General features: G+C 73.5%; 19 protein-coding genes and 1 tRNA gene. 10 read left to right on the top strand and 10 right to left on the bottom strand.

The window, feature by feature from the left end; translation table 11 throughout:
• Window positions 1–73: 73 nt before the first annotated feature.
• Both ACZ4A5_RS11350 and ACZ4A5_RS11345 read right to left on the bottom strand, forming a co-directional pair.
• A complete protein-coding gene (locus ACZ4A5_RS11350; RefSeq protein WP_467581399.1) occupies window positions 74–1,264 on the bottom strand; it encodes an anhydro-N-acetylmuramic acid kinase in 1,191 nt (396 codons plus the stop codon).
• Window positions 1,265–1,276: 12 nt separating this feature from the next.
• A complete protein-coding gene (locus ACZ4A5_RS11345; RefSeq protein ID WP_467581396.1) occupies window positions 1,277–2,575 on the bottom strand; it encodes an MFS transporter in 1,299 nt (432 codons plus the stop codon).
• A 143-nt stretch (window positions 2,576–2,718) separates the two neighbouring features.
• Between ACZ4A5_RS11345 and ACZ4A5_RS11340 the strand changes: the two genes are divergently transcribed.
• Complete coding sequence (locus tag ACZ4A5_RS11340; protein WP_467581394.1) at window positions 2,719–2,892, top strand: CsbD family protein; 174 nt, start codon at window positions 2,719–2,721, stop codon at window positions 2,890–2,892.
• Between the two features lie 30 nt (window positions 2,893–2,922).
• On the opposite strand, the gene ACZ4A5_RS11335 is transcribed toward ACZ4A5_RS11340, so the two are convergent.
• The 4 genes from ACZ4A5_RS11335 to ACZ4A5_RS11320 all read right to left on the bottom strand — a co-directional run bounded on the left by ACZ4A5_RS11335 (window position 2,923) and on the right by ACZ4A5_RS11320 (window position 7,230).
• The gene (locus tag ACZ4A5_RS11335) at window positions 2,923–4,893 is read right to left on the bottom strand and encodes an APC family permease (RefSeq protein ID WP_467581727.1); all 1,971 of its coding nucleotides are present in this window, start codon (window positions 4,891–4,893) and stop codon (window positions 2,923–2,925) included.
• Window positions 4,894–5,004: 111 nt separating this feature from the next.
• Window positions 5,005–6,012 (bottom strand): SMP-30/gluconolactonase/LRE family protein, encoded by a 1,008-nt coding sequence (locus ACZ4A5_RS11330; protein WP_467581392.1) that lies wholly within the window; start codon window positions 6,010–6,012, stop codon window positions 5,005–5,007.
• 7 nt (window positions 6,013–6,019) lie between these two features.
• A complete protein-coding gene (locus ACZ4A5_RS11325) occupies window positions 6,020–6,664 on the bottom strand; it encodes a diguanylate cyclase (RefSeq protein WP_467581389.1) in 645 nt (214 codons plus the stop codon).
• Between the two features lie 23 nt (window positions 6,665–6,687).
• Window positions 6,688–7,230, bottom strand: a complete 543-nt coding sequence (locus ACZ4A5_RS11320; protein ID WP_467581386.1) for a type 1 glutamine amidotransferase domain-containing protein — start codon at window positions 7,228–7,230, stop codon at window positions 6,688–6,690.
• Between the two features lie 194 nt (window positions 7,231–7,424).
• Between ACZ4A5_RS11320 and ACZ4A5_RS11315 the strand changes: the two genes are divergently transcribed.
• Window positions 7,425–7,589: a CsbD family protein gene (locus ACZ4A5_RS11315; protein WP_467581383.1), complete on the top strand. Its 165-nt coding sequence runs from the start codon at window positions 7,425–7,427 to the stop codon at window positions 7,587–7,589.
• Between the two features lie 47 nt (window positions 7,590–7,636).
• On the opposite strand, the gene ACZ4A5_RS11310 is transcribed toward ACZ4A5_RS11315, so the two are convergent.
• Both ACZ4A5_RS11310 and ACZ4A5_RS11305 read right to left on the bottom strand, forming a co-directional pair.
• Window positions 7,637–7,927: a WhiB family transcriptional regulator gene (locus ACZ4A5_RS11310; RefSeq protein ID WP_467581380.1), complete on the bottom strand. Its 291-nt coding sequence runs from the start codon at window positions 7,925–7,927 to the stop codon at window positions 7,637–7,639.
• Window positions 7,928–7,996: 69 nt separating this feature from the next.
• Window positions 7,997–8,749, bottom strand: a complete 753-nt coding sequence (locus ACZ4A5_RS11305; RefSeq protein WP_467581377.1) for a lysophospholipid acyltransferase family protein — start codon at window positions 8,747–8,749, stop codon at window positions 7,997–7,999.
• A 348-nt stretch (window positions 8,750–9,097) separates the two neighbouring features.
• Between ACZ4A5_RS11305 and ACZ4A5_RS11300 the strand changes: the two genes are divergently transcribed.
• The 8 genes from ACZ4A5_RS11300 (at window position 9,098) to ACZ4A5_RS11265 (ending at window position 20,131) form a co-directional block, all read left to right on the top strand.
• Window positions 9,098–10,642: a glycosyltransferase gene (locus ACZ4A5_RS11300; protein WP_467581375.1), complete on the top strand. Its 1,545-nt coding sequence runs from the start codon at window positions 9,098–9,100 to the stop codon at window positions 10,640–10,642.
• Between the two features lie 27 nt (window positions 10,643–10,669).
• Window positions 10,670–11,086: a hypothetical protein gene (locus ACZ4A5_RS11295; RefSeq protein ID WP_467581372.1), complete on the top strand. Its 417-nt coding sequence runs from the start codon at window positions 10,670–10,672 to the stop codon at window positions 11,084–11,086.
• Window positions 11,087–11,251: 165 nt separating this feature from the next.
• Window positions 11,252–13,273 (top strand): oxidoreductase, encoded by a 2,022-nt coding sequence (locus tag ACZ4A5_RS11290; protein ID WP_467581369.1) that lies wholly within the window; start codon window positions 11,252–11,254, stop codon window positions 13,271–13,273.
• 22 nt (window positions 13,274–13,295) lie between these two features.
• A complete protein-coding gene (locus ACZ4A5_RS11285) occupies window positions 13,296–13,820 on the top strand; it encodes a PadR family transcriptional regulator (protein ID WP_467581367.1) in 525 nt (174 codons plus the stop codon).
• A 117-nt stretch (window positions 13,821–13,937) separates the two neighbouring features.
• The gene (locus ACZ4A5_RS11280) at window positions 13,938–14,597 is read left to right on the top strand and encodes a class I SAM-dependent methyltransferase (protein WP_467581365.1); all 660 of its coding nucleotides are present in this window, start codon (window positions 13,938–13,940) and stop codon (window positions 14,595–14,597) included.
• Between the two features lie 156 nt (window positions 14,598–14,753).
• Window positions 14,754–16,745: a hypothetical protein gene (locus ACZ4A5_RS11275; RefSeq protein WP_467581363.1), complete on the top strand. Its 1,992-nt coding sequence runs from the start codon at window positions 14,754–14,756 to the stop codon at window positions 16,743–16,745.
• Window positions 16,746–16,826: 81 nt separating this feature from the next.
• Window positions 16,827–18,374 (top strand): type 1 periplasmic-binding domain-containing protein, encoded by a 1,548-nt coding sequence (locus ACZ4A5_RS11270; RefSeq protein ID WP_467581361.1) that lies wholly within the window; start codon window positions 16,827–16,829, stop codon window positions 18,372–18,374.
• Window positions 18,375–18,415: 41 nt separating this feature from the next.
• Entirely contained in the window at window positions 18,416–20,131 is a 1,716-nt protein-coding gene (locus tag ACZ4A5_RS11265) for a cholesterol oxidase substrate-binding domain-containing protein (protein ID WP_467581358.1), read from the top strand.
• A 49-nt stretch (window positions 20,132–20,180) separates the two neighbouring features.
• On the opposite strand, the gene ACZ4A5_RS11260 is transcribed toward ACZ4A5_RS11265, so the two are convergent.
• Together ACZ4A5_RS11260 and ACZ4A5_RS11255 are read right to left on the bottom strand one after the other, a co-directional pair.
• Window positions 20,181–20,254 (bottom strand) — tRNA-Lys (locus tag ACZ4A5_RS11260).
• An 81-nt stretch (window positions 20,255–20,335) separates the two neighbouring features.
• Window positions 20,336–22,084 (bottom strand): TIGR03767 family metallophosphoesterase, encoded by a 1,749-nt coding sequence (locus tag ACZ4A5_RS11255; RefSeq protein ID WP_467581355.1) that lies wholly within the window; start codon window positions 22,082–22,084, stop codon window positions 20,336–20,338.
• Between the last annotated feature and the right edge of the window lie 269 nt (window positions 22,085–22,353).

Raw genomic sequence — 22,353 nt, 5'->3', positions numbered from 1 at the left:
CTAGGCGAGCGCTCCGGGCCCCGCATCCCGGCCGCCGCCGTCACGCCTTTGCGCGGTGCGGTGGCGTTGCTGCCTACGACCCCGCGTCCCGGGCGCGGCCGTCACCGGGCGCGAGGCGGAGCCGGGCCGGGGCCGCGGGCGGGGGAGAGGGGAGCCGCAGGGGCGCGGCGCCGGGAGTCAGGGAGCCCAGGACGCGGGCGTGCCGCGCTCCCGTGCACGCCGGGACCGTGCCCGGCAGGCCGTGCGCGGTCAGGAAGCCCAGCACCGCGAACGCGTACGCCTCCTTGGCCGCCGACGGCACGCCCAGCTCGTCGGACGTCCGCACCGGGACCCCGGGCAGCGCCGCCGCCAGCGCGCCCATCAGCACCGGATTGCGCGTCCCGCCCCCGGAGGCGACGACCTCCGTGCCCCCGCAGGCCCGGACGGCGTCGGCCACGGTGCGCGCCGTGAGCGCGGTGACCGTGGCGACGACGTCCTCCGCCGGCAGCGGCCCGAGCCCCGCCGACGCGGCCAGCAGATACGGCAGATGGAAGAGCTCCTTGCCGGTGGTCTTCGGCGCGGGCCGCGCGTAGTACGGCTCGGCGAGCAGCCGCGCCAGCAGCGGGCGGTGCACGGTGCCGCGCGCGGCCAGCGCGCCGTCGGCGTCGAAGGCGCGGCGTCCGTCGGTGGCGTGCCGGACGGCCGCGTCGATCAGGGCGTTGCCGGGCCCCGTGTCGTAGGCCCGGCCGCCGTCGGGCACCGTGATGTTCGCGATGCCGCCGAGGTTGAGGGCGACGGGGCGGCCCGGCCGGTCGCGCAGCCACAGGGTGTCGAAGAGCGCGACCAGCGGCGCGCCCTGGCCGCCCGCCGCCACATCGCGGGAGCGGAAGTCGGAGACGACCGGCAGCCCGGTGCGTTCGGCGATCCAGGACGGCGCGCCGATCTGCAGGGTGCCGTGGACACGGCCGTTCTCCGTCCAGTGGAAGACGGTCTGGCCGTGCGAGGCGACGAGCTCCGCGCGCCCCGCGCACAGTTCGCGGTCGGCGCGGGCGGCGACCTCCGCGAACGCCCGTCCGACCCCGGTGTCGAGCCGGCACACGGTCTCCAGGGTGGTCGCCGCCGGGGGCAGCGCGGCGGCGAGCTCCGCGCGCAGCTCCTCGCCGTACGCCTGACCGAGCGCGCCCAGCGGTGCCAGGCGCAGGGTGTCACCGTCGAGGCGCAGGTCGGCCGCCGCGGCGTCGACCGCGTCGTACGACGTCCCCGACATCAGCCCGATCACCCGCATGCCCGCCGCCTCTCAGTCGCGCAGGGCGCGCCGGTGGTCGTCGGCGCGCAGCGTCAACAGCGTCGCACCGCTGATCGCGCAGGTCGCCATGGCGTAGTACGCGGGGATGTCGGCGTCGGCGGTGCGGTCGAGCAGCTCGGTGAGGATGAGCCCGGCGCAGCCGGAGAAGACGGCGTTGGCCAGCGCATAGGCCAGCCCCAGGCCCGTGCAGCGCACCCGGGCGGGGAACATCTCCGCCAGCATCGCGGGCCCGGGCCCGGCCATCAGCCCGGTCACCGCCCCGGCCAGGAGCACCGCCAGGCCCTTGACCGGCGTCGGCGTGCCCTCGGCCTGGACGACCCTGAGCAGCGGGAAGGCGAGGAGGACGACCAGCACCGCCCCCGCGGCCATCACCGGCCGGCGGCCGACGCGGTCGCTGAGCGCGCCGGCGGGCAGGATGGACAGCGCGAACCCGAGGTTGGCCAGGAAGGTGGCGGTCAGCGCCTGCTGGAAGGTGGCGCCCAGGGTGTGCTGGAGATACGTGGGCAGGACCACCAGGAAGGTGTAACCGGCCGCCGACCAGCCCATGATCCGCCCGACGCCCAGCGCCACGGCCCGCAGCACCTCGCGCGGCGCGGCGGCCGGGACCGCCTCCGGCCCGCGCACGGGCTCGGCTCCGGGCTGTGCCAGCCGGAGCCACAGCGCCGCCAGGCCGAGCGGCAGCGCCAGCAGGAACGGCAGCCGCCACCCCCAGGCGAACAGCGCCCGTTCCCCCAGGACCGCCGCCGTCCCGGCGGCCAGGCCCGCCCCGGCCAGCAGCCCCAGCGCGACCGTGAACGACTGCCACGCGCCGTACAGCCCGCGCTTGCCGCGCGGGGCCGACTCCGTCATCAGCGACACCGCGCCGCCGAACTCCCCGCCCGCGGACAGCCCTTGGAGCGCGCGCACAAAGGTCAGCACCCAGGGAGCGGCGGCGCCGAGTGTGGCGCGGGTGGGCAGCAGGCCGATCGCGGTGGTGGCGGCCGTCATCAGCAGCACGGCCGTCACGAGAGCGGGACGGCGGCCGAGCCGGTCGCCCACGCGCCCGAACAGCGCCGCGCCGACCGGCCGGAAGAAGAAGGCGAGCGCGAACGACGCGTACGTCTTGACCAGCCCCTCGGCGCCGTTCCCCGGGCCGCCGCCGAAGAACTCGGCGGCGATGACCGTGGCGAAGGCGCCGTACACCCCGAACTCGTACCACTCGATGAAATTGCCCACCGACCCCGCGAGGAGCGCGCGCCGGGCCCGCGTCCGGCGGTCGGTGCCGCGGCTGTCGCCGGTCAGTACGGACACGGAGCCTCCCTGGGAAGGGGCGTCCAGACAGGTGTAGCAGCCGGGCGGGCGCGGGGCAGCCCGGGCGCCGGGCTGTTTGGCGCGCGGCGGCCCGGGCACGCGATCGGAGGCCGGAGAAACACTCCTACGAAGAGAGGAACGCCATGAGCGCCCACGAGAAGGCCAAGGCCAAGGGCGAGCAGCTCAAGGGCAAGGCCAAGGAGGAAGCCGCCCGCAAGGTCGGCAACGAGCGGAAGACGGCCGAGGGCCGCGGCGAGAAGGCCAAGGGCGACCTGCGCTCGGCGAAGGAGAAGGCCAAGGACGCCTTCAAGGACTGATTCTTCGTCACCATCCGCCGCCCGAGGGTGTTATGAGCGGGCGCGCGGCTGGGGTTCGCCGCGGCGGACCGCGCCCGGCGCCCGCCCCGCCGGATGGTCGGCCCTGGCCGAGGACGTGAGCTGCCAGGGGACGCTGGTGACCATGACGCCGGGTGTGAAGAGCAGCCGGCTCTTGAGCCACAGCGCCGACTGGTTGTGGAGCAGGTGCTCCCACCAGTGACCCACCACGTACTCGGGGATGAAGACGCCCACCACGTCGCGCGGGCTCGACCGGCGTACGGAGCGGATGTACTCCACGACCGGACGTGTGATCTCGCGGTACGGGGAGTCGACCACCTTGAGCGGGACGTCGATGTCGAGGGCCGCCCACTGCTCCTGCAAGTGGGCGGTCTCCTCGCGGTCGACCGCGACCGTGAGTGCCTCCAGCTCGTCCGGCCGGAAGGCACGGGCATAGGCCAGGGCCCGCAGCGTCGGCTTGTGCAGGGTGGAGATCAGCACGATGCCCAGCACCCTTGAGGGCCGCACGAGTTCGGTCCTGGGGTCGTCGACCGCGAGCTCGGCGGCGACGCTGTCGTAGTGGCGGCGGATGCCCCGCATCATCAGCCACAGCACGACGGCGGCGACCACCGCCAGCCACGCGCCCTGGGTGAACTTGGTGGCGAGCACGATCACCAGCACCAGGCCGGTGACCACGGCGCCGAGCGCGTTGATGACCCGGGCCACCCGGCCGTGCCGCCGCCTCTCCGCGTCGGTGGCCGGGTCGCGCAGCTCATCGTTCCAGTGCCGGACCATCCCGGTCTGCGACAGTGTGAAGGACGTGAAGACGCCCAGGATGTAGAGGTGGATGAGGCTGGTGACATCCGCCTTGTAGAACCACAGCAGCAGGCCCGCGGTGAGGGCCAGGGCGAGGATGCCGTTGGAGAAGGCCAGCCGGTCGCCGCGGCTGTGCAGCTGCCGCGGCAGATAGCGGTGCTGGGCCAGGATGGAGGCCAGCAGCGGGAAGCCGTTGAAGGCGGTGTTCGCCGCCAGGATCAGCACCAGCGCCGTCGCCGCCTGCACGAAGTAGAACCCGAAGCTGTGCTCGCCCCCGAAGACGGCCGCCGCGAGCTGCGCGATGACGGTCCGCTGGGTGTAGGACCCGCAGTCACCCGGCACCCCGGTGAGCCGGCAGGAGTCGGCGGTGATGTGCACCTTGGTGATCAGCGCGAGCGTGGTGACGCCGACGAACATCACCACCGCGATGGTGCCCATGATGCTCATGGTGCTCGCGGCGTTCCTCGACTTGGGCTTGCGGAACGCGGGTACGCCGTTGGAGATCGCCTCCACGCCCGTCAGCGCCGTGCAGCCGCTGGAGAAGGCCCGCAGACACAGCATGATCAGGGTGAAGCCCGCCAGGCCGGCGTCCGCGGGCTTCGCCGTGACGCCGAACGAGGCGCTCTCGGAGACCGGCGCGTGCCCCAGCAGATAGCGCAGCAGCCCGGTGGCCACTATGATCAGCACGCCGGTGATGAAGAGATAGGTGGGGGTGGCGAAGGCCCGCCCGGACTCGCGCATCCCCCGCAGGTTCACCCCGGTCAGCAGCGCGACGAAGCAGACGGCCATCAGCACCCGGTGGTCCGCGAGCGCGGGCACCGCCGAGATGATGTTGTCCACACCGGAGGCGACCGAGACCGCCACCGTCATCACGTAGTCGACCAGCAGGGAGGCCGCGACCACCAGCCCCGCCGAGGCGCCCAGGTTGGTCGAGACCACCTCGTACGAACCGCCGCCGCTGGGGTAGGCGTGCACCACCTGCCGGTAGGAGAGCACCACCACGGCCATCAGGGCCACGACCGCCGCCGCGATCCACGGCGTGAAGTGCAGATACGCCAGACCGCCGAGCGTGAGCACCAGGAGGATCTCCTGCGTGGCGTAGGCCACCGACGACAGCGGGTCCGACGCGAAGATCGGCAGGGCCAGACGCTTGGGGAGAAGGGTCTCCTGGAGCTCTTCGCTGCGCATGGCGCGGCCGAGGGCCAGCCGTTTGAGGAGGGCCGTCACATTGATCACGGTGTGAGCGTATGTCTTGTATGTGACGGTTCGCGGTGCATGTGGAGGTGTGTCAGGTGAGGATCAGGCCGTGCGGGGCAGCGGCACCGTGGCGACGGCGTGCTTCACCAGGCTGCCGAGGTGGAGCCGGCCGTCGTGCTCCAGGGCGCAGGTGACCATGTGGTAGGCGCCGTCGTCGCGCCGCAGGTCGCGCACCGTACGGCCCTCGGCGTCGAGGCCCCGCACCCACGCCGTGCGGCGCGCGTCCGGCAGCAGCGCGTCCGGCAGGGACCAGACCGCCTTGCGCAGGAACGGATGGTGACGGTGCAGCAGATCGAGCGTGACGTCCCTGGCGGAGGCCAGCGCCACCCAGATCAGACCGCTCTCACCGGTCGTCAGATTGTCGGGGAAGCCGGGCAGGTTGTCGGCGAAGATGTCGTCCTCGCCCGCCCGCGGCCCCGTGAGCCACAGCCGCCGCAGCCGGTAGGACCCCGTCTCCGCGACCACCAGGAACGACTCGTCGGGTGCCAGGCAGACGCCGTTGGCGAACTGCAGCCCGTCCAGCACGACTTCCGCCTCGCCCCCCGGCACCCACCGCACGACGCGGCCGGTGCCGGAGTGCTCCAGCAGGTCGCCCTTCCACTGGCGGAGGGAGAACCTGCGGCTGGCGTCGCTCACATAGACCGTGCCGTCGCGGGTCACGGCCACGTTGCTGCACACGCGCAACGGCTCACCCGCCACCTCGGTCAGCACGGCCTCCACCGCCCCGCTCGCCGGGTCGATCCGCAGCAGGCCGCTGTAGGCGTCGCAGACCAGGACCCGGCCGTCGGGCAGCGCGTGCAGCCCCAGCGGCCGCCCGCCCGTACGGGCCACCTGCTCCACCTGCCCGCTGTCGGGGTCCACCCGGAGGATCCGGCCGTCGGCCACACCGGTGAGCAGCTTCCCCGAAGCGTCGAGCGCGAGGTGCTCCGGCCCCTCCCCGCCGATCGGCAGCAGCCGGGGGGCCGGCATGGTGGCGCGGCCGCCCGCCGCCGCGCGCGGGCGCGGCGGCGGCCGCCAGACCACCGGTTCCATGGGCGGCTTCTGTGCCATCGGCGCTTCATCCCCTCCGCTCGGCCCGTACGCAGCGGAGCATCTCCTCCGCGTACGGCAGGACGACAAAGGCTCCCACGGCGGCCGCGATCGCGGCGAGATAGCCCGCGGGCAGCGGCTGTTCCTTGGGCACGAGCCGCCAGTCGTCCGGCCCGCCCCCGCCACGGCGCAGCCCCGCCCGGACCTGGTCCCAGTGCAGGCACGCGGTGAACGCGGCCGCCGAGAGGGGCAGCACCTCCAGGAAGCTGTGGATGTGCTGCTCGATCGGGCGCAGCTCCCGCTCCTGGGAGGCCAGGGTGACGTCCCACACGGCGGTCGCGCCGTGGGCCACGGCCGCGCCGCCCATCAGGGACAGGACCAGCGGGTTGACCTTCGCGACGAGCGCCGTGACGACCGGCACGCCCGCCTCGGTCATCATCAGCGCGTGCACCGCCGACTCCCGCACCCCGCTGGTCTCCTCGATCCGGGTGCGCCGGTGCATGATCCAGTCCGCGACGCTCGGGACGAACCACAGCGGCAGCACCCCGTACATCAGGAACCGGCGGCTGGCGTTCTCCACGTCGTCCGCGCCCGGCGGGATGCGCAGGGCGGGCCGCTCCCGCCACCGCAGCCACCGCCGTGCCGGGCCGGTCCTGGACACGAGCTTGCGCATGGAACTCCTCTCCGGGCGCGGTGTCACGCCGATGCTTTGCCGAACTCCTCGACGAAGGCCGGGCAGAACGCCTTCAGGTCGTCCGGTTTCCGGCTGGTGACCAGGGTGTTGGGCCCCTGCTCGCAGCGGATCACCTCCCGGTCGGCCCAGGTGCCGCCCGCGTTGCGGATGTCGGTGCGCAGACTGGGCCAGGAGGTGAGGGTACGGCCGCGCAGCACGTCGGCCTCGACGAGAATCCACGGGGCGTGGCAGATGGCGGCGACGGGCTTGCCCGCCTCGAAGAACGACCTCACGAAGGCCACGGCCCGCTCGTCCGTCCGCAGGGCGTCGGGGTTGGCGACGCCGCCGGGCAGCACCAGCCCGTCGTACTCCTCGGGCCCGGCCCCGTCCAGGGTGCCGTCCACGGCGAAGGTGTCGCCCTTGTCGAGGTGGTGGAACGCCTGGATCCGCCCGGTCTCCGTGGAGAGCAGCCGGGGGGTGCCGCCCGCGTCGAGCACCGCCTGCCACGGGTCGGTCAATTCGATCTGCTCGACACCCTCCGGTGCCGTGAGGAACGCGACGCGCATTCGGGTGGTCCTTTCCGTTTCGGTGTCCCGCTACGGGTGACCCGTAGCGGGCCGGGAAAACCCGGTGCTCCCTGAATCCGCCCGTACGGCCCGTGCTCCCGGTGCGGTTGCGGGCGCCGGGGGCCGACCTCAGGGTGGAGCCGGGAACCACCCTTCTTCACAGAACCCTTCTTCACAGACGAGGAGACCCGGTCATGGGCAAGGGCAAGGCGAAGGCCAAGCAGGCCAAGGGCCAGCTGAAGGAAACGGCGGGGCGGGCCGCGAACGACAAGCGCATGGAGGCCGAGGGCCGGGCGGAGAAGGTGGCCGGGAAGGCACAGGAGGCCGTCGCCAAGGCGAAGAAGGATCTCGGCGGCTGAGCGGGTGACCGGGGCCGTTCTCGGGGCAGTGCCCCGGGCCCCGGTCCTCAGCGCACGGCCCGGCCCGGGCGCCGGGCACGGCGCAGTGCCCGGCGTTCCGACTCCGTCGTGCAGCCCCATATCCCGTATTCCTGGCCCGAGCGCAGTGCCCAGGTGAGGCACTCCTCCACGACCGGGCATCGCCGGCACACGGATTTCGCCGCGTCGGCCTGCGTGCGGGCCGGATCGCGCGTGCCGATGGGGAAGAACAGCTCGGGGTCCTCTTTCCTGCATTCCGCGTGCTGTCGCCAATTCACGTCTCGCTCAATTCGATTGCCCGATGGAGGGGGCCGGTTCATACGGCCCGTTTCTTCGCGGGTGACCCCGTGAGGCAATCGAAAACACGGTTCCGCCCGGCCGCGGATCCCTCACGCCGCCGCGGGCCGCTCCGCCGCGGGCCGCGCGTTCCACGTGCGGACACCGGTGCCGGCGGGCGGCCGGTTCGCACCGAGGGCCGCCCTCGCCTCGGTGGCGTACGTGTCCACGTACTCCTGCTCCGAGAGCTTGAGGATCGCGTACATGATCTCGTCCGTCACGGCGCGCAGCACCGCGCGGTGGTCCTGCATCCCGTCGTAGCGCGAGAAGTCCAGCGGCTCCCCGAAGCGGATCGTGATCGGCACGAGGCGCGGCAGGCGGCGTCCGGTCGGCTGTGCCTCGAACGTGCCGATCATCGCGCAGGGGATCACGGGCGCGCCCGACCGGAGCGCCATGGCCGCGACGCCGACCCGGCCCTTGTAGAGCCGGCCGTCGTGCGAGCGGGTCCCCTCGGGGTAGATGCCGAGCAGCTCGCCCCGGCCCAGGACACCCAGTGCCGTGTCGACCGCGGCCTGTGCCGCCTCCTTGCCCGACCGGTCCACGGGTATCGCCCCGATGCCCCGGAAGAAGGCCGCGACGATCCGGCCCCTGAGGCCCGGCCCGGTGAAGTACTCCTGCTTCGCCAGGAAGGAGATCCGGCGCCTGACCATGACCGGCATCATGAAGTGGTCGGAGAACGACAGGTGGTTGCCCGCGATGATCGCCGCACCGGACCGCGGCAGATGCTCCATCCCCTCCACCCGCGGCCGGAACAGCCAGCGCAGCAACGGCACCAACACCACGGATTTGAAAGCGAAGTAGAACAAGATCAATGATCCCTTCGGCCGACTTGGCCCCCGCGCCGACGCACGCTAGTCGGCCGCCCGGATCATGGGGAGAGGGACTATTGAGCCATTCCCCGCGGCACTGCGTGCCACCACCGGCGGCCGTGCCACGGACATGGGCCGCCGCGCCCGCGCACGGCGTGCGAGGGGCGGCACGGGGGCGCGAATTCGTACGACAAGGGACCCCGGTGTTTCCGTACCCAGGCCCGGTGCGCCCCTGTCACCTTGGGACCCGCCCGTCACCCGGGCACGCTGGCGGCACGGACACGGCGGGGTCCGCGGCCGTCCGGCCCGCCCCGCCGTCGGAGCGCACGCCCGGAGGGAACGCCCATGGACAGTACGGCGCTTGCCGCGCTCGCGGAGCTGGCCGCCGCGCAGGACGACCGCCACCGAGCCCGCCCGGCCGCGGGACCGGTGGGGGAGCGGCGCACCCTCACGGTCGGCATGGCGGCGTACGACGACTACGACGGCGTGTACTTCACGGTCATGAGCCTGCTGCTCTACCACCCGGAAGCCGCCGACCGGATCAGCGTCCTGGTCGTCGACAACCACCCCGGCGGGCCGCACGCGTGGGCGCTCAAGCGGCTCGAACAGCGCGTGCCGCAGCTGCGGTACGTGCCGTACGACCGGCGCACGGGCACCGCCGCCCGCGACCGCGTCTTCCGCGAGGCGGCCTCCGACTGGGTGCTGTGCCTCGACTCCCACGTGCAGCTCGTCCCCGGTGCCCTCGCCGCGCTGCTGGCGCACATCGACGAGGACCCCGACAGCGGCGACCTCGTCCAGGGCCCGCTCCTCTCGGAGGACCAGCGGACGGTGTGGACCCACCGGGAACCCGCCTGGCACCGCGGGGCGTACGGGATCCCGGCCACCGACGAGCGCGGCACCGACCCCGGCGGACCCGCCTTCGAGATCGGCATGCAGGGGCTCGGCGCCTTCGCCTGCCGCACCAAGGCGTGGCCCGGACTCAACCCCGCCTTCACCGGCCACGGCGGCGAAGAGGGCTATCTGCACGAGAAGTTCCGCCGCGCCGGCCACCGCGTCCTGTGCCTGCCCGCGCTGCGCTGGACCCATCGCTCCACCTCCTCGCGGCCCGCGCCCCGCCCCCGCGCCTGGGCCGAGCGGCTGCGCAACCACCTCATCGCGCTGCACGAGCTGGAGCTGCCGGTGGACGCGGCCGTCGACCACTTCACCGGTCTCGTCGGGGCTCCGGCGGTGGAGCGCGCCCTCGCCGACCACGACGCCGAGCGGCGCAGCCCCTTCTCCGCCTTCGACGCCGTCACCTGCGTCAACCTCGATGCGCGGCACGACCGTTGGGAGCGGATCCGGCCGCGGCTGGCCGGCGTGGGCATCGGCCCCGGGCGCGTGCACCGGCTGCCGGCCACCGAGACCCCCGGCGACCACCACGTCGGCCGCGCCCTCTCCCACCGCAGGGCGATCGCGGAGGCCCACGCCGACGGCCTCGAGAATCTGCTGGTCGTCGAGGACGACGCGGTCTTCCTCGACGGGGCGACCTGGGTGCTGCGCCGCGCCCTGGCGGAACTCTGCCCGCGGCCCTGGTCGGTGCTCTGCCTCGGCGGGCGGGACCGGTGCCACACCTTCCCGCGCGCCGAGGGCTGCCACTACCTCGAAGGGGTCACCGGCGTCACCGCCCTGCACGCCATCGCCTACCACCGCGGCGTCTTCACCCGCATGCTGGCCGAACTGCCCGACACCGTCGAGGCGATGGCCGAATGGATCCGCCGCCACACCTCCCTCGACCAGTACCTGGCCCACTGGGACCAGCCCGGCTGCTATCGCACCGTCCCCGTCATCGCGGCCCAGGAGGACCACCTGGGGCAGCTTCCCGAGGACCTGCGCGACCAGTTCCGCCGCTGACCGGCCGACGAAGGGAAGACCGGGCTCATGCACACGCCCCAGGCCACGCTCACGCCCCGCGCCCGCCAGGACCACCTGCGCGGCAAGGAGACCGACGACCACAGGCTCGCCGTCTACGACGAGCTCACCGACACCGGGCACATCCTGAGCCCCGTGTGCGCCGCGGTCTTCCGGCTCGCCGACGGCTCCCGCGCTCTGGAGGCGCTCGCGGCGGCGGTGGCGCGCGTCCACCCCGCCGCCGACACCGACGTCGTACGGCTCGCGCTCGCCGAGCTGCACGCAAGGGATCTCCTCGACGCCCCCGTGGGCGAGCCGGACAGCGCCACCACCCGGCGCCGCGCCTTGCGGCGCATGGCCGCGGCCGGAGCGGGGGCCGCGGTGCTGCCGCTGATCGAATCCGTCGCCCACCCGGGCCGCGAGGCCGCGCCGACGGCGCCCGCGTGAGGCGGGCGCCGGCCCCTCGTACCCGGTGATCGCGGCGCCGCGGCGACGGCGCGGCGTGCGGCGGGCCAAGGTTATGCAACTAGTTGCACAATGAGGCGGCGAGTCGTACGCTCCCGGAAAAGAGGCTTGTCCCCCAGGACCTGGCACGCAGCGAAGGGCCCCGCCGTGAATTCCTATCCGCACCTCCTCAGCCCGCTGGACCTCGGCTTCACGACGCTGCCCAACCGGGTGCTGATGGGGTCCATGCACGTGGGCCTCGAAGAGGCGGAGAACGGCTTCGAGCGGATGGCCGCCTTCTACGCCGCCCGGGCGCGCGGCGGCGTGGGGCTCATCGTCACCGGCGGCATCGCGCCCAACGAGGCCGGGCGCCCCTGGGCGGGCGGCGCCTCGCTCACCACCGAGGAGGAGGCCGGCCGGCACCGCGTCGTCACCGACGCCGTCCACCGCGAGGGCGGCAGGATCGCCCTCCAGATCCTGCACTTCGGCCGCTACGCCCACCACGCCGGACTCGTGGCACCCAGCGCCCTCCAGGCGCCCATCTCCGGATTCGTCCCGCACGCCCTGACCGACGCCGAGATCGAGCGGACCGTCGAGGACTTCGTGCGGGCCGCCGGGCTGGCGCGGCGGGCGGGCTACGACGGCGTCGAGATCATGGGCTCCGAGGGCTATCTGATCAACGAGTTCGTCGCCCCCGCCACCAACCACCGCACCGACCGCTGGGGCGGCCCGTACGAGAACCGCGTCCGCTTCCCCCTGGAGATCGTCCGCCGCGTCCGTGAGCGCGTCGGACCGGACTTCATCCTGATCTACCGGCTCTCCATGCTGGACCTCGTGCCCGGCGGGTCCTCGCTCGAAGAGGTCGTCGCCCTGGCCAAGGACATCGAGGCGGCGGGCGCGACCATCATCAACACCGGCATCGGCTGGCACGAGGCCCGCATCCCGACGATCGCCACCTCGGTCCCGCGCGGCGCCTACGCCTGGGTCACCAAGAAGCTCATGGGCGCGGTCTCGATCCCGCTCGTCACCACCAACCGCATCAACACCCCGGAGAAGGCCGAGCAGTTGCTCGCCGACGGCCACGCGGACATGGTCTCCATGGCGCGGCCCTTCCTCGCCGACCCCGACTTCGTCGCCAAGGCGCGGCGGGGGAGCGCCGAGACCATCAACACCTGCGTCGGCTGCAACCAGGCGTGCCTCGACCACACCTTCAGCGGGAAGATCACCTCCTGCCTGGTCAACCCCCGGGCCTGCCACGAGACCGAGCTCGTCCTCGCGCCCACCCGGCGGCGCAAGCGCCTCGCCGTCGTCGGCGCCGGCCCCGCGGGCCTGGCGTTCGCGGTGTCCGCCGCCGAGCGCGGCCACGCGGTGACGCTCTTCGACGCCGCGGACCGGATCGGCGGCCAGCTGAACATCGCCAACAAGGTCCCGGGCAAGGAGGAGTTCGACGAGACGCTGCGGTACTTCCGCGTCCAGCTCGAACGCCACGGCGTCGACGTCAGGCTGAACACACCGGTGACCGCGGACACCTTCGCCCCCGGCGCGTACGACGAGATCGTCGTCGCCACCGGCGTCACCCCGCGCACCCCCGCCCTCGACGGCGTCGGCCACCCGAGCGTCGTCACCTACCTCGACGTCCTGCGCGACGGCGCCGAGGTCGGCGAGCGCGTCGCGATCATCGGCGCCGGCGGCATCGGCTTCGACGTCGCGGAATTCCTCACTGACGCGGGCGACGGGGCGAGCCGGGACCCGCGGGCGTACTTCCGCGCCTGGGGCGTCGACACCGACTACCGCGCGCCGGGCGGTCTGCGCGCGCCCGAGCGGCCCACCCCGCCGCGCACCGTCCACCTCCTCCAGCGCAAGACCGGCAAGGTCGGCGCCGGACTGGGCAAGACCACCGGCTGGATCCACCGCACCGAACTCCGGCACCGCGGCGTCACCATGATCTCCGGGGTGACGTACGACCGTGTCGACGACGCGGGCCTGCACTTCACGGCCGACGGCACCGCCACGACCCTCGCCGTGGACACCGTCGTGCTCTGCGCCGGGCAGGAACCGCGCCGCGGCCTCTACGAGGAACTGCGCGCCGCCGGGCACACCGTCCACGTCATCGGGGGCGCCGACGTCGCCGCCGAGCTCGACGCCAAGCGGGCCATCCGCCAGGGCACGGAGCTCGCGGCGGCCGTCTGAGCTGCGCGGATAGGATGCGGCCATGTCGCTGCCGCACGCCATCCTCACCGCACTGCTGGAGAAGCCGTCGTCGGGGCTGGAGCTCACCCGCCGCTTCGACAAGTCGATCGGCTACTTCTGGTCGGCCACGCACCAGCAGATCTACCGCGAGCTCGGCAGACTGGAGGGCCGCGGCCTCATCCGCGCGCTGCCCACCGCACAGCCGGCCCGCGGCCAGAAGAAGGAGTACGAGGTCCTGCCCGAGGGCCGCGCGGAACTCGCCGCGTGGGTGGCCACCGCGGAGGACCCGAAGCCCGTACGGGACCCGCTCCTGCTGCGCATGCGGGCGGCGGGAGTGGTGGGCTCCGCCGGCCTCGCCGAGGAGCTGCGCCGCCATCTCGCCCTGCACGAGGAGCAGTTGGCGGAATACGAGGCCATCGAGCGGCGCGACTTCGCGGCGGGGCCCCAGGACGAGTGCGGCCGGCTGCGCCACCTGGTGCTCCGCGGGGGCATCGACCTGGAGTCCTTCTGGGTCGGGTGGCTGAGGGAGGCGCTGGCGAAGGTGTGACGGGGCGCTCCGCGGTGATCCAGGCGCGGGGCTGACTGCCCCTGACGCGCACCGGCGCGCCCCGCGCACCGGCGCGAAACGCCCCCGCGAGCGGCGCCGGGCCGGTACACCGGAGCGGTGAGAAAAGATCCGGCGGCCGGACGGGACGTGGCGCAGTTCGAGCGCTGGGCCGCCACCTACGACGACAGCGTGCTCCAGGAACGCTACTTCCGGCCCGTCCAGCGCGCCCTGCTGCGCCACGCGGCGGCGGTGGAACCGGACCCGCCGCGGATCCTGGACATCGGCTGCGGCACGGGCGCCCTGCTGCGCCAGGCCCGCGCGCGCTTCCCGCGCGCCGCCGTGACCGGGGTCGACCCCGCCCCGTCGATGATCCGCCGCGCGGCGGCGGACGGCGGGGCCCGCGTCGTGGGGCGCGCCGAGCAACTCCCCTTCGCCGACGCCTCGTTCCCGCTGGTGCTCAGCACGCTGTCCTTCCACCACTGGGCCGACCAGCGGCGCGGGCTCGCGGAGGCCGCCCGTGTGCTGCGGCCGGGCGGCCATGTCCTGATCGCCGATCACTTCGCCACGGGATGGCTGCGGGCGGTCTTCGCCGCGGTGGGCAAGCGCGGACGGATGCGGACGCACGCGGAGGCCGAGGCGATGCTCCGTACCGCGGGCCTCACGCCGCTGGGCTGGCACATCGCGCTCACCGTGACCGGGTTCCTCCGGGCGGCCGAGGGGAGCGGGCCCCTGCCGCTGGCCGCCCTCTGCGTGGCGCGCAAGCCGTCGGCCGACTGACCGCGGCGCGGGTGCGACGCGCCGGTACCCGTGCCACGACGGCCCGTGCGGCCGGGCTCGCGGAACCGTGTCCCACGCCGTACATACCGTGGCACTATGCCAACACGGGCCGGGCGCACGCCGGTTCGAGGGGGTGTGAGCAGAGTGCCGGAACCGATGACTCGCCCGGTGGGGATCCAGGGCGTCGAAGCGCTCTACCAGGAGTGCCGCTCCCGGGTGCAGGACGGCCGCGCGGAAGGGGCCGGGCCCGGCCTTCCCGTGACCGTGCTCGTCGGGACCCGCGGCAGCGGCAGGACCACCGCCCTGAAGTGGCTCGGCTATCTCGGCTCGCACCGCCCGCACGCGTACTACGACTTCGGCTCGGCCGCCCGCCGAAGGCCCCACGAGATCGCGGGCCGTCTCGCCTACGGCCTCTCCCACCGCTTCCCCCGCCAGCCCGCCCTGCGCTTCCCCCGGCTCACCCTGGGCCTGGTGGTCGTGGATCCGGGCCTCTCCCTGGACGCCACCGACGCCCGCAAGGCCGGTCGGCAGCTGCGACGGGCGTTGCAGGAGGTGCAGGAGCACACCGTCGCGGCCGAGCGCGCCACCGACTTCGCGGGGCTGCTCCAGGACCTCAGCCTGGTCCAGATACCCGGCGTCGGCCTGCTCGCGGGTCTGATCCGCCGCCCGCCCAAGGTCCCGCTCGCCGTGGCCCGGCGCACCGGCTTCTCCTGGTACGCGGGCCCCCACACGCCCCTCGCCGAACTCGTCGCCCTCAACCAGCTGAGCAAGAGCGAGGCTCCCGACGACCGCGCCGCCGTGGACCGGAGGCTGTGCGAGGCGTTTCTCGCGGATCTGCGCGGCGAGTTCACCCGCCGCCGTCGCGACCGCAACTGCGTGGTGCTGCTGGACAACATCGACGCCGACGGCGGCCGCGAGTTCGTCGACCTGCTCCTCCAGCTCCGCGACGCGGACACCGCCACCGACCCGCTGCTGGTCGTCGCCACCGCCTCCGACACCGGGCGGATCCCCGGCCCGTTCGCCCGCGGCCCCGCCGGGGTGTGCGTCCGCACACCCGAGCAGGCGTCGTATGCCGACTGGGTCCGGGCCATCCCCTCCCCGCCGCCCGACCTGTCCTGGCGCTGGTACTGCGTGCGGCTGCGCGACCTGACCCAGGGCGAGGTGGCCCGGCTCGGGGCCGGGGTCGCCGCGCGGCTGCCGGAGGCGCCCGCCCTGGTGCACCGGCTGACCGGCGGCCACCCGTGGAGCGTGGTCCGCCTCCTCGACACCGTGGGACGCCGCGCGGGCCAGGGCGACCACGAGGCCGCGCTGCGCGGCATCCTGTCCCTGCCGGAAGCGCCCACCGACGGCCCGCCCGACGGCGGGCCGCCCCTGGACCGCGCCGTCCTGCTCGACCTGCTCCACGCGCTGACGCCCGATCAGCGCTCCGCGCTCGTCACCTGCAGTGCCGCCCGCGCCTTCGACTGGGCCGGCGACGCCGGCCTGCTCGACACCTTCTCCCTCCACACCCGCAACTCCCTCGCCCGCGTGGTGGGCACCGGCCTGTGGCTCGTCGACCCGGTGCCCCAGGACGCGGCCGCGCGCGGCGGCCGCGGCTCCGGCTATCTCGAACACGTCCACCCCGCGCCCGGCGCGTTTGTCCTGCATCCCTGGCTGCGCCTGCTGCTCCTGCAGACCCTGGCGCGCGACCCGGACCGGTGGGACGAGGCGCACGAGACCATGCAGAGCTGGCACCGGCTGCGCGGCCGGACGCCCGACGTGATGTACCACGCGCTGGCCCGCGGCCACCTCGACGTCGTCGTCGACCACCTCGCCCACCACCTCGTCGAGGTGCCCGACACCGACACCTGGCTGTACGAGCTGTACGCGATCACCGCCGCCCCGCTGCGCGAGCCGGTCGTGCCCGAGCGGTCGGCGACCCACCGCGTGGACCAGCTCGCCGCCGACCTCGCCCCCCGCTCCTTCGTGACCCACCGCGCCATGACCCTCCTGGTCACCGCGCTGTGGCTGGCGGCCGACCCGCGCAACCGGCTGCCCGGCGCGAGCCCGGAGCTCAATCTCACGATCAGCTCGATGCTCCAGGACCTCGCCCTGCACTCCGACCCCCGCAGGGCGGGCCTCAGGCACGAGGCCGCCAAGTACCACTGAACCGCGTATCACCGACCGCACCCGCGTATCACCGACCGCTGAAACCGCGCGGAGCGCACCCGTCCGGCAAGGGAGACAGCCATGCCCGCCAACCCGGTACCCGACGAACTGCCACCGTGGTGGAAGGGCTGGCGAGGGGCGGGCGCGCTCGTCCTCGTCCTCGCCCTCATCGCCGGGGGCGCCATATGGCTGCTGCGGCCGGACGACACGGACAACAGCTGCGCCGCCGGCACGCCCGGCCTGGAGTGGGTGGGCTCGGGCGCGCGGCGCGAGTGCGTCGGCGTCATGGACGAGACGGCCTACGCCTTCGCTCCGCAGCTCAAGGACATCACCGAGCGGATCGCCAAGGAGAACCAACGGGTCCGCGACCAGTGGGAGAAGCCCGCCGAGGGCAGGACGCCCGTCCCGTACGTCAAGGTCGGCGTGCTGGGTCCGATGACCGACAGCGACACCAGTGCCCTGCCGATAGAGGAGATACGCAGCAGCCTGGAGGGGGCCTACGCCGCGCAGTGCCGGGCCAACGCCTGTCCTTCGCTCTCCGAGGAGGCCGCCACCGGGATCCAGGGCCGCACCCCGCAGATCCAGCTGGTGCTGGCCAGTGAGGGCCGCAACCAGACCTACTGGCACCGGGCGGTGGACCGGCTGGCCGCGCTGACCGGCGGCCCGCACCCCCTCGTCGCCGTCACCGGCATGGGCGTCAGCGTCTCCGAGACCCAGAGCGCCGCCGACGCGCTCGGCAAGGACGGGATCTCCGCGATCGGCGCCGTCCTGACCGCCACCAACGTCAACTCCGCGCGTCTGTTCAAGGTCTCGCCCTCCAACACCGACTACGCGAAAGCCCTCCGCGCCCGGCTCGACCGCCTCCCCGCCGAACAGCGGCGCGGATACCTCGTGTTCGACAGCAGGGAGGACAATTTCGTACGCACCATGCGCAAGGCGTACGACGACGTCTTCCCCGACTACATCGACAAGCGGCGGGTATCGTTCGTCGGTGCCACCGGGCGCGATCCGGAAGGCATACCCAGACTGTTCTTCAACGCCGTCAACAACATCTGTCTCACCAAGGCACAACTGGTCTTCTACGCGGGCCGGGGCCGCGATCTGCCCGATCTCGTGCGGGCGCTGTCGACGCGCGGCCAGTGCGGGCACGACAAACCGGTCACGGTCGTGACCGGATCGACCGGGGCCGTGCAGCAGGCGGCGGAGGTGAAGGGACTGCTCAAGGACAGCGCGATCACCATCCTGGAGGCGTCGGCGAGCAGCTCCGAGCAGTGGATCAAGGGCAGTCAGGCGCCGAGCGGCTTCAAGCCCTTCCATCAGGGCTTCCACGACCTGAAGTTCCCGGACAGCGAGCTCAGCGACGGTTACGCGATCATGCACCACGACGCCGTGCTGACGGCGGTCTGGGCGACGCGCATCGTCACCGGCCAGACGGGCAAGGAAGCGCCCGGCGTGCAGGACGTCTACAACCAGATCACCAATCTCCACGACGCCAGCCCCGTGCCCGCCGCCAGCGGCGAGCTCAGCTTCGACGACGCCTCCGACGGCTGGCCGCACAACAAACCGGTGCCCATCATCCAGGCGCCGCCCGGCCCGGAATCCCCGGGGCCGCTCTACCGCACACCGTGACGGACGAACTGCCGTAGCCGCCTGCGGCAGAAAGGGGCCCAGTGACCGACAACGCCACGCCGACGCGAGCACCGGGCAGGCGCCATGTGCTCACCGCGGCCGCCGCCGCCACCGCGGGGACGGCCATGGGCTGGACCCCGGCATTCCGCCTGGAGGCCCACGCCGCGGGCATGAGCACCCCGCCGTCCTTCCCTCCCGGCGTCCGCCTCGTCCGCCAGGGCTTCCGGAACTGGTCCGGCGAGGTCGCCCTGGACGCGGTGTGGACCGCGCTCCCCGCGACCCCCGCCGACGTGGTCACGCTGGCCGACTGGGCGCGCGCCCGGGGCTGGAAGCTGCGCCCCAAGGGCAGCGGCCACACCTGGTCGCCCCTGCTCGCCCGGCGGGGCGAGGACACCGGCCGGCTCGTCCTGGTCGACTCCACCGAACACCTCACCGCGATCGCGCTCCGGCACGGCGGCTCCCCGGCCGTCACCGCGCAGGCCGGCGCCACCATGGACGCGGTGCACTCCGCCCTGGAAGCCGCCGGATACGGGCTGACGTGCGTCCCCGCCATCGGAGACCTGACCGTGGCCGGAGCCCTGGCCATCGGCGGCCACGGCACGGGCGTCCCGGTGACCGGCGAGGGCCGCGCCTTCGCGTCGACCGTCAGCGACCTCGTGGAGTCCCTCACCGCCGTGGTCTGGGACGCCGCGGCCGGGCGGCACGCCCTGCGGACGTTCCACCGGGGCGAGCCCGACACGGCGGCGTTCCTCCTGCACCTCGGCCGGGCGTACGTCACCGAGGCCACCCTCCGGGTCCCCGCGAACATCCGGCTGCGGTGCGTCAGTTCGTACGACATCCCCATGGCGGAACTCTTCGGCCCGCCCGGCGGCCCCGGCCGGAGACTCGACCGCGCCCTCGCGGGCGGCGGGCGCGCCGAGGTGCTGTGGCTGCCGTACACCGAGCACGCCTGGCTCAAGCTCTGGACCGAGGAACCCCGGCGGCCGGCCACCTCCCGCGAGGTCGACGCCCCGTACCCCTATGTCTTCTACGACACCGTCCCCCGGCAACTGTCCGATCTGGCGGGCGAGATCATGCGCGGTGCCACCGCGCTGACGCCACTGCTCACCACGGGGCTGGCCGAGGGCATCCGGCTCGGCCTGACCGCGACCGCCACCTGGGACCTGTGGGGATGGTCGAAGAACACGGTGCTCTATATGCGGCCCACCACGCTGCGCTATGTGTTCGCCGGCTGGGCGGTGCTCTGCGCGCGGGCGGATGTGCAGCGTGTGCTGCACGGCTTCTGGTCCCGCTTCCAGCAGGTGCTCGACGCGCACCGGGCGCGCGGGGAGTATCCGGTCAACGGGCCCGTCGACGTGCGGATCACCGGTGTCGACGCGGCCGCTCCCGAAGGCCCGCTGCTGTCACCGGCCCGGCCCCGGCCCGACCACCCCGAGTGGGACACCGTCGTGTGGCTGAACTCCACGACCTTCCCCGGCACACCGGGGGAGTACACCTTCCACCGCGACCTCGAACAGTGGATGGTCACCCACTTCACCACCTGGTGCGCGCTCCGCCCCGAGTGGGCCAAGGGCTGGGCCTACGGACCGGACGGCGCCTGGACCGACGCCGCGCTCCTCGGCCGGACGTGGCCCGGCGCCTTCCGGACGGGCCAGCCCGCGGGCACGCGCTGGGAGGACGCCGCCGCCGTGCTCGACCGCCACGACCCGGCGGGGGTCTTCCGAAGCCCTTTCCTGGAAAGGCTGTTCTCCTCCTGAGCGCGGGGAACACGACGAAGGCCCCCGCCGGAGCGGGGGCCTTCTGCGGTGCGCCACCAGGGACTCGAACCCCGGACCTGCTGATTAAGAGTCAGCCGCTCTGACCAACTGAGCTAGCGGCGCGGAAGAAATATTACATGACGTTCCGGATGGTCCGTCCCCGGGTCCGTGAGCTGGCCCGGGGCGGACCGCCGCGCGGCTTGGTCAGCCCCGGGGCTTCGTCAGCAGCAGCTCGGTGTTGTGGTCGACGGGGGAGCCGAGCTTCCGGTCGGGGGTGGCGTAGGGGTCGTTGTAGGACAGCTCGCGGTAGAGGGCCGCGAGGCCGGCCTCGGAGGTGTCGGAGAAGTCCGTCGTGTACGGAGCCGCCGACTCCACCAGCGTGGTGAAGAGGGACAGCGTGCCGTCGCCGTTGTCCGCGATCTCGATGATCCGCGCGTGCTGCGGGAAGTCGATGTGCGACGCGGTGTTGATCTCCCAGAAGGCGCGCTCGGGCACGGTGTGGCCGTGGGCGGTGATGCGGTTCTCGTGGGTGTGGCCGTTGACCCAGGCGACGACGTGGGGATACCGCTGGAGGAGCGCGACCAGGGCCGCACCGTCGTGCCGTCCTTCGAAGGGGTGGTGCGGGTCCGGCAGCAGGTTGCCCATGCTCGTGCTGGTGTGGTGGCTGAAGAGGACGACCAGTTGGCCCCCGGGCCCGCCCTTGACGACATGGCCGTCGGCGTCGTACCAGTGGCCGCTGTGGGCCTGGAGCACGGACTCCAGCCACTTCAGCTGCGCGGTGCCCACCGAACCGTCGGCGAAACCGGCCGGGTTGGTGGTGTCCAGGCTGATGCCCAGCACCCCCTCCGCGACGGGGAAGGTGTAGTAGAGCTTCCCGCTGTCGGCGGCCGAGGCGGTGAAGCCGTGGCCCACGGGGCCGGGGCCGGTGTACTTCGGGTCGAGGTGGGCCGCGGCGAACTCCTTCGGGGTGAAGGGGGCGCGCCGGCCGTCGGGGGTGATGTGCCGCACCGGGCCCGAGCTCTTCAGCAGGTGCGCGAGCCGGAGCACGGCCTGCGCGGGGTCGTTGCGCAGCGCCTCCGCCAGCTTCGCGGCCTCCGCCTGGTCGCACCCCTCCAGCTTGCGGTCACCGGTGTAGAGGGAATGGAGGAGGCCGAGGTCGGGCAGCGTGCCCTCGATGCTGTCGTCGTGGTTGCCGACGGTGGAGTACCACGGGGTGCGCAGCCCCGGTGCGGTGAAGGGGCTGCCCGCGGCGGAGAGGAAGCGGGGTATCTCGGGGAAGCCCCGGCCCTTGTAGGCGTCCCGGAGGGAGGACTCCGGGTTCCAGAAGGCCGCGTTGCCCGAGTTCTGCACGCCCTCGTAGCGCGCCGGGTCACCGCTGTTCGGGGTGACGCGGCCGCCGCTCATGACGGAGAGGTACCAGTCGAGCTCGATCAGCTCATGGTTGTCGGTGTTGTCACCGGTCGCCATGACCAGGGAGAACGGCTGTCCTGTCCAGGGGCCGCCGGACAGGGAGTTCACCCGCTCCACGAGCGAGGAGGCGCCGCGCACGGTCAGCACCTCCTGCGGGCGGTGCGCGCTGTCGTTGTGCGGGGCGAGGAACTCGAAGCGTACGGGCGACTCCGTGTCGGCCAGGTGCAGGTCGGTGAACTGCACGAAGGACGCAAGCGCCGTACGCCTGCCGTCCCGCGCCGGGGAGGCGGCGGCGAGGTCGGTGCGTACGACCAGGGGCCAGCCGGGGCCGGAGCGCAGACGCCTGTACGGGCCGGTGCCCGTCGGCACGGCCACCTGCTCCAGGGTGGTGCCACCGGTCCGGACCGCGCGGGCGGCGGAGGCCGCCACCGCCCGGTCGCGTACCGCCGCGGACGCTAGGGGGCCGTCGGTCAGCGCGAGCGCGACTCCGGCCGCCGCGGCCGAGGCACCGGTGAGGAACTGACGTCTGCTGTATGCGGGCATGCCGCGTGCTCCTGACTCCGTGGGGGACAGCCCTCGGCGCCGGACCACCGTCCCGGGTGGCCCGACGCCGTACTTACTGGCTGGTAATCGTCACCCGTCAGCATGCTGAGCGGCAGGGGCCATTCCGTGAACGAACGGAGAAGGGTTGGTGAGGAGGAGGGGTGCGGCACCGGCACGCGGACGGGGGGGGGGGGGGGGGGGGGGGGGGGGGGGCGGGGGGGAGGGGGGGGGGGGGGGGGGGGGGGGGGGGGGGGGAGGGGGGGGAGGGA

The sequence above is a fragment of the Streptomyces sp. NPDC025618 genome, from assembly GCF_055558795.1.
This window is presented reverse-complemented; position numbering and strand designations above follow the sequence as displayed.

Excerpts from the sequence above, each read along its gene's own strand:
- ACZ4A5_RS11330 (WP_467581392.1), bottom strand. The coding sequence starts at position 6,012 with ATGGCACAGAAGCCGCCCATGGAACCGGTGGTCTGGCGGCCGCCGCCG.
- ACZ4A5_RS11335 (WP_467581727.1), bottom strand. The coding sequence starts at position 4,893 with ATGCGCAGCGAAGAGCTCCAGGAGACCCTTCTCCCCAAGCGTCTGGCC.
- ACZ4A5_RS11325 (WP_467581389.1), bottom strand. The coding sequence starts at position 6,664 with ATGCGCAAGCTCGTGTCCAGGACCGGCCCGGCACGGCGGTGGCTGCGG.
- ACZ4A5_RS11310 (WP_467581380.1), bottom strand. The coding sequence starts at position 7,927 with ATGAACCGGCCCCCTCCATCGGGCAATCGAATTGAGCGAGACGTGAAT.
- ACZ4A5_RS11320 (WP_467581386.1), bottom strand. The coding sequence starts at position 7,230 with ATGCGCGTCGCGTTCCTCACGGCACCGGAGGGTGTCGAGCAGATCGAA.
- ACZ4A5_RS11300 (WP_467581375.1), top strand. The coding sequence starts at position 9,098 with ATGGACAGTACGGCGCTTGCCGCGCTCGCGGAGCTGGCCGCCGCGCAG.
- ACZ4A5_RS11285 (WP_467581367.1), top strand. The coding sequence starts at position 13,296 with ATGTCGCTGCCGCACGCCATCCTCACCGCACTGCTGGAGAAGCCGTCG.
- ACZ4A5_RS11270 (WP_467581361.1), top strand. The coding sequence starts at position 16,827 with ATGCCCGCCAACCCGGTACCCGACGAACTGCCACCGTGGTGGAAGGGC.
- ACZ4A5_RS11350 (WP_467581399.1), bottom strand. The coding sequence starts at position 1,264 with ATGCGGGTGATCGGGCTGATGTCGGGGACGTCGTACGACGCGGTCGAC.
- ACZ4A5_RS11315 (WP_467581383.1), top strand. The coding sequence starts at position 7,425 with ATGGGCAAGGGCAAGGCGAAGGCCAAGCAGGCCAAGGGCCAGCTGAAG.
- ACZ4A5_RS11340 (WP_467581394.1), top strand. The coding sequence starts at position 2,719 with ATGAGCGCCCACGAGAAGGCCAAGGCCAAGGGCGAGCAGCTCAAGGGC.
- ACZ4A5_RS11275 (WP_467581363.1), top strand. The coding sequence starts at position 14,754 with ATGACTCGCCCGGTGGGGATCCAGGGCGTCGAAGCGCTCTACCAGGAG.
- ACZ4A5_RS11295 (WP_467581372.1), top strand. The coding sequence starts at position 10,670 with ATGCACACGCCCCAGGCCACGCTCACGCCCCGCGCCCGCCAGGACCAC.
- ACZ4A5_RS11255 (WP_467581355.1), bottom strand. The coding sequence starts at position 22,084 with ATGCCCGCATACAGCAGACGTCAGTTCCTCACCGGTGCCTCGGCCGCG.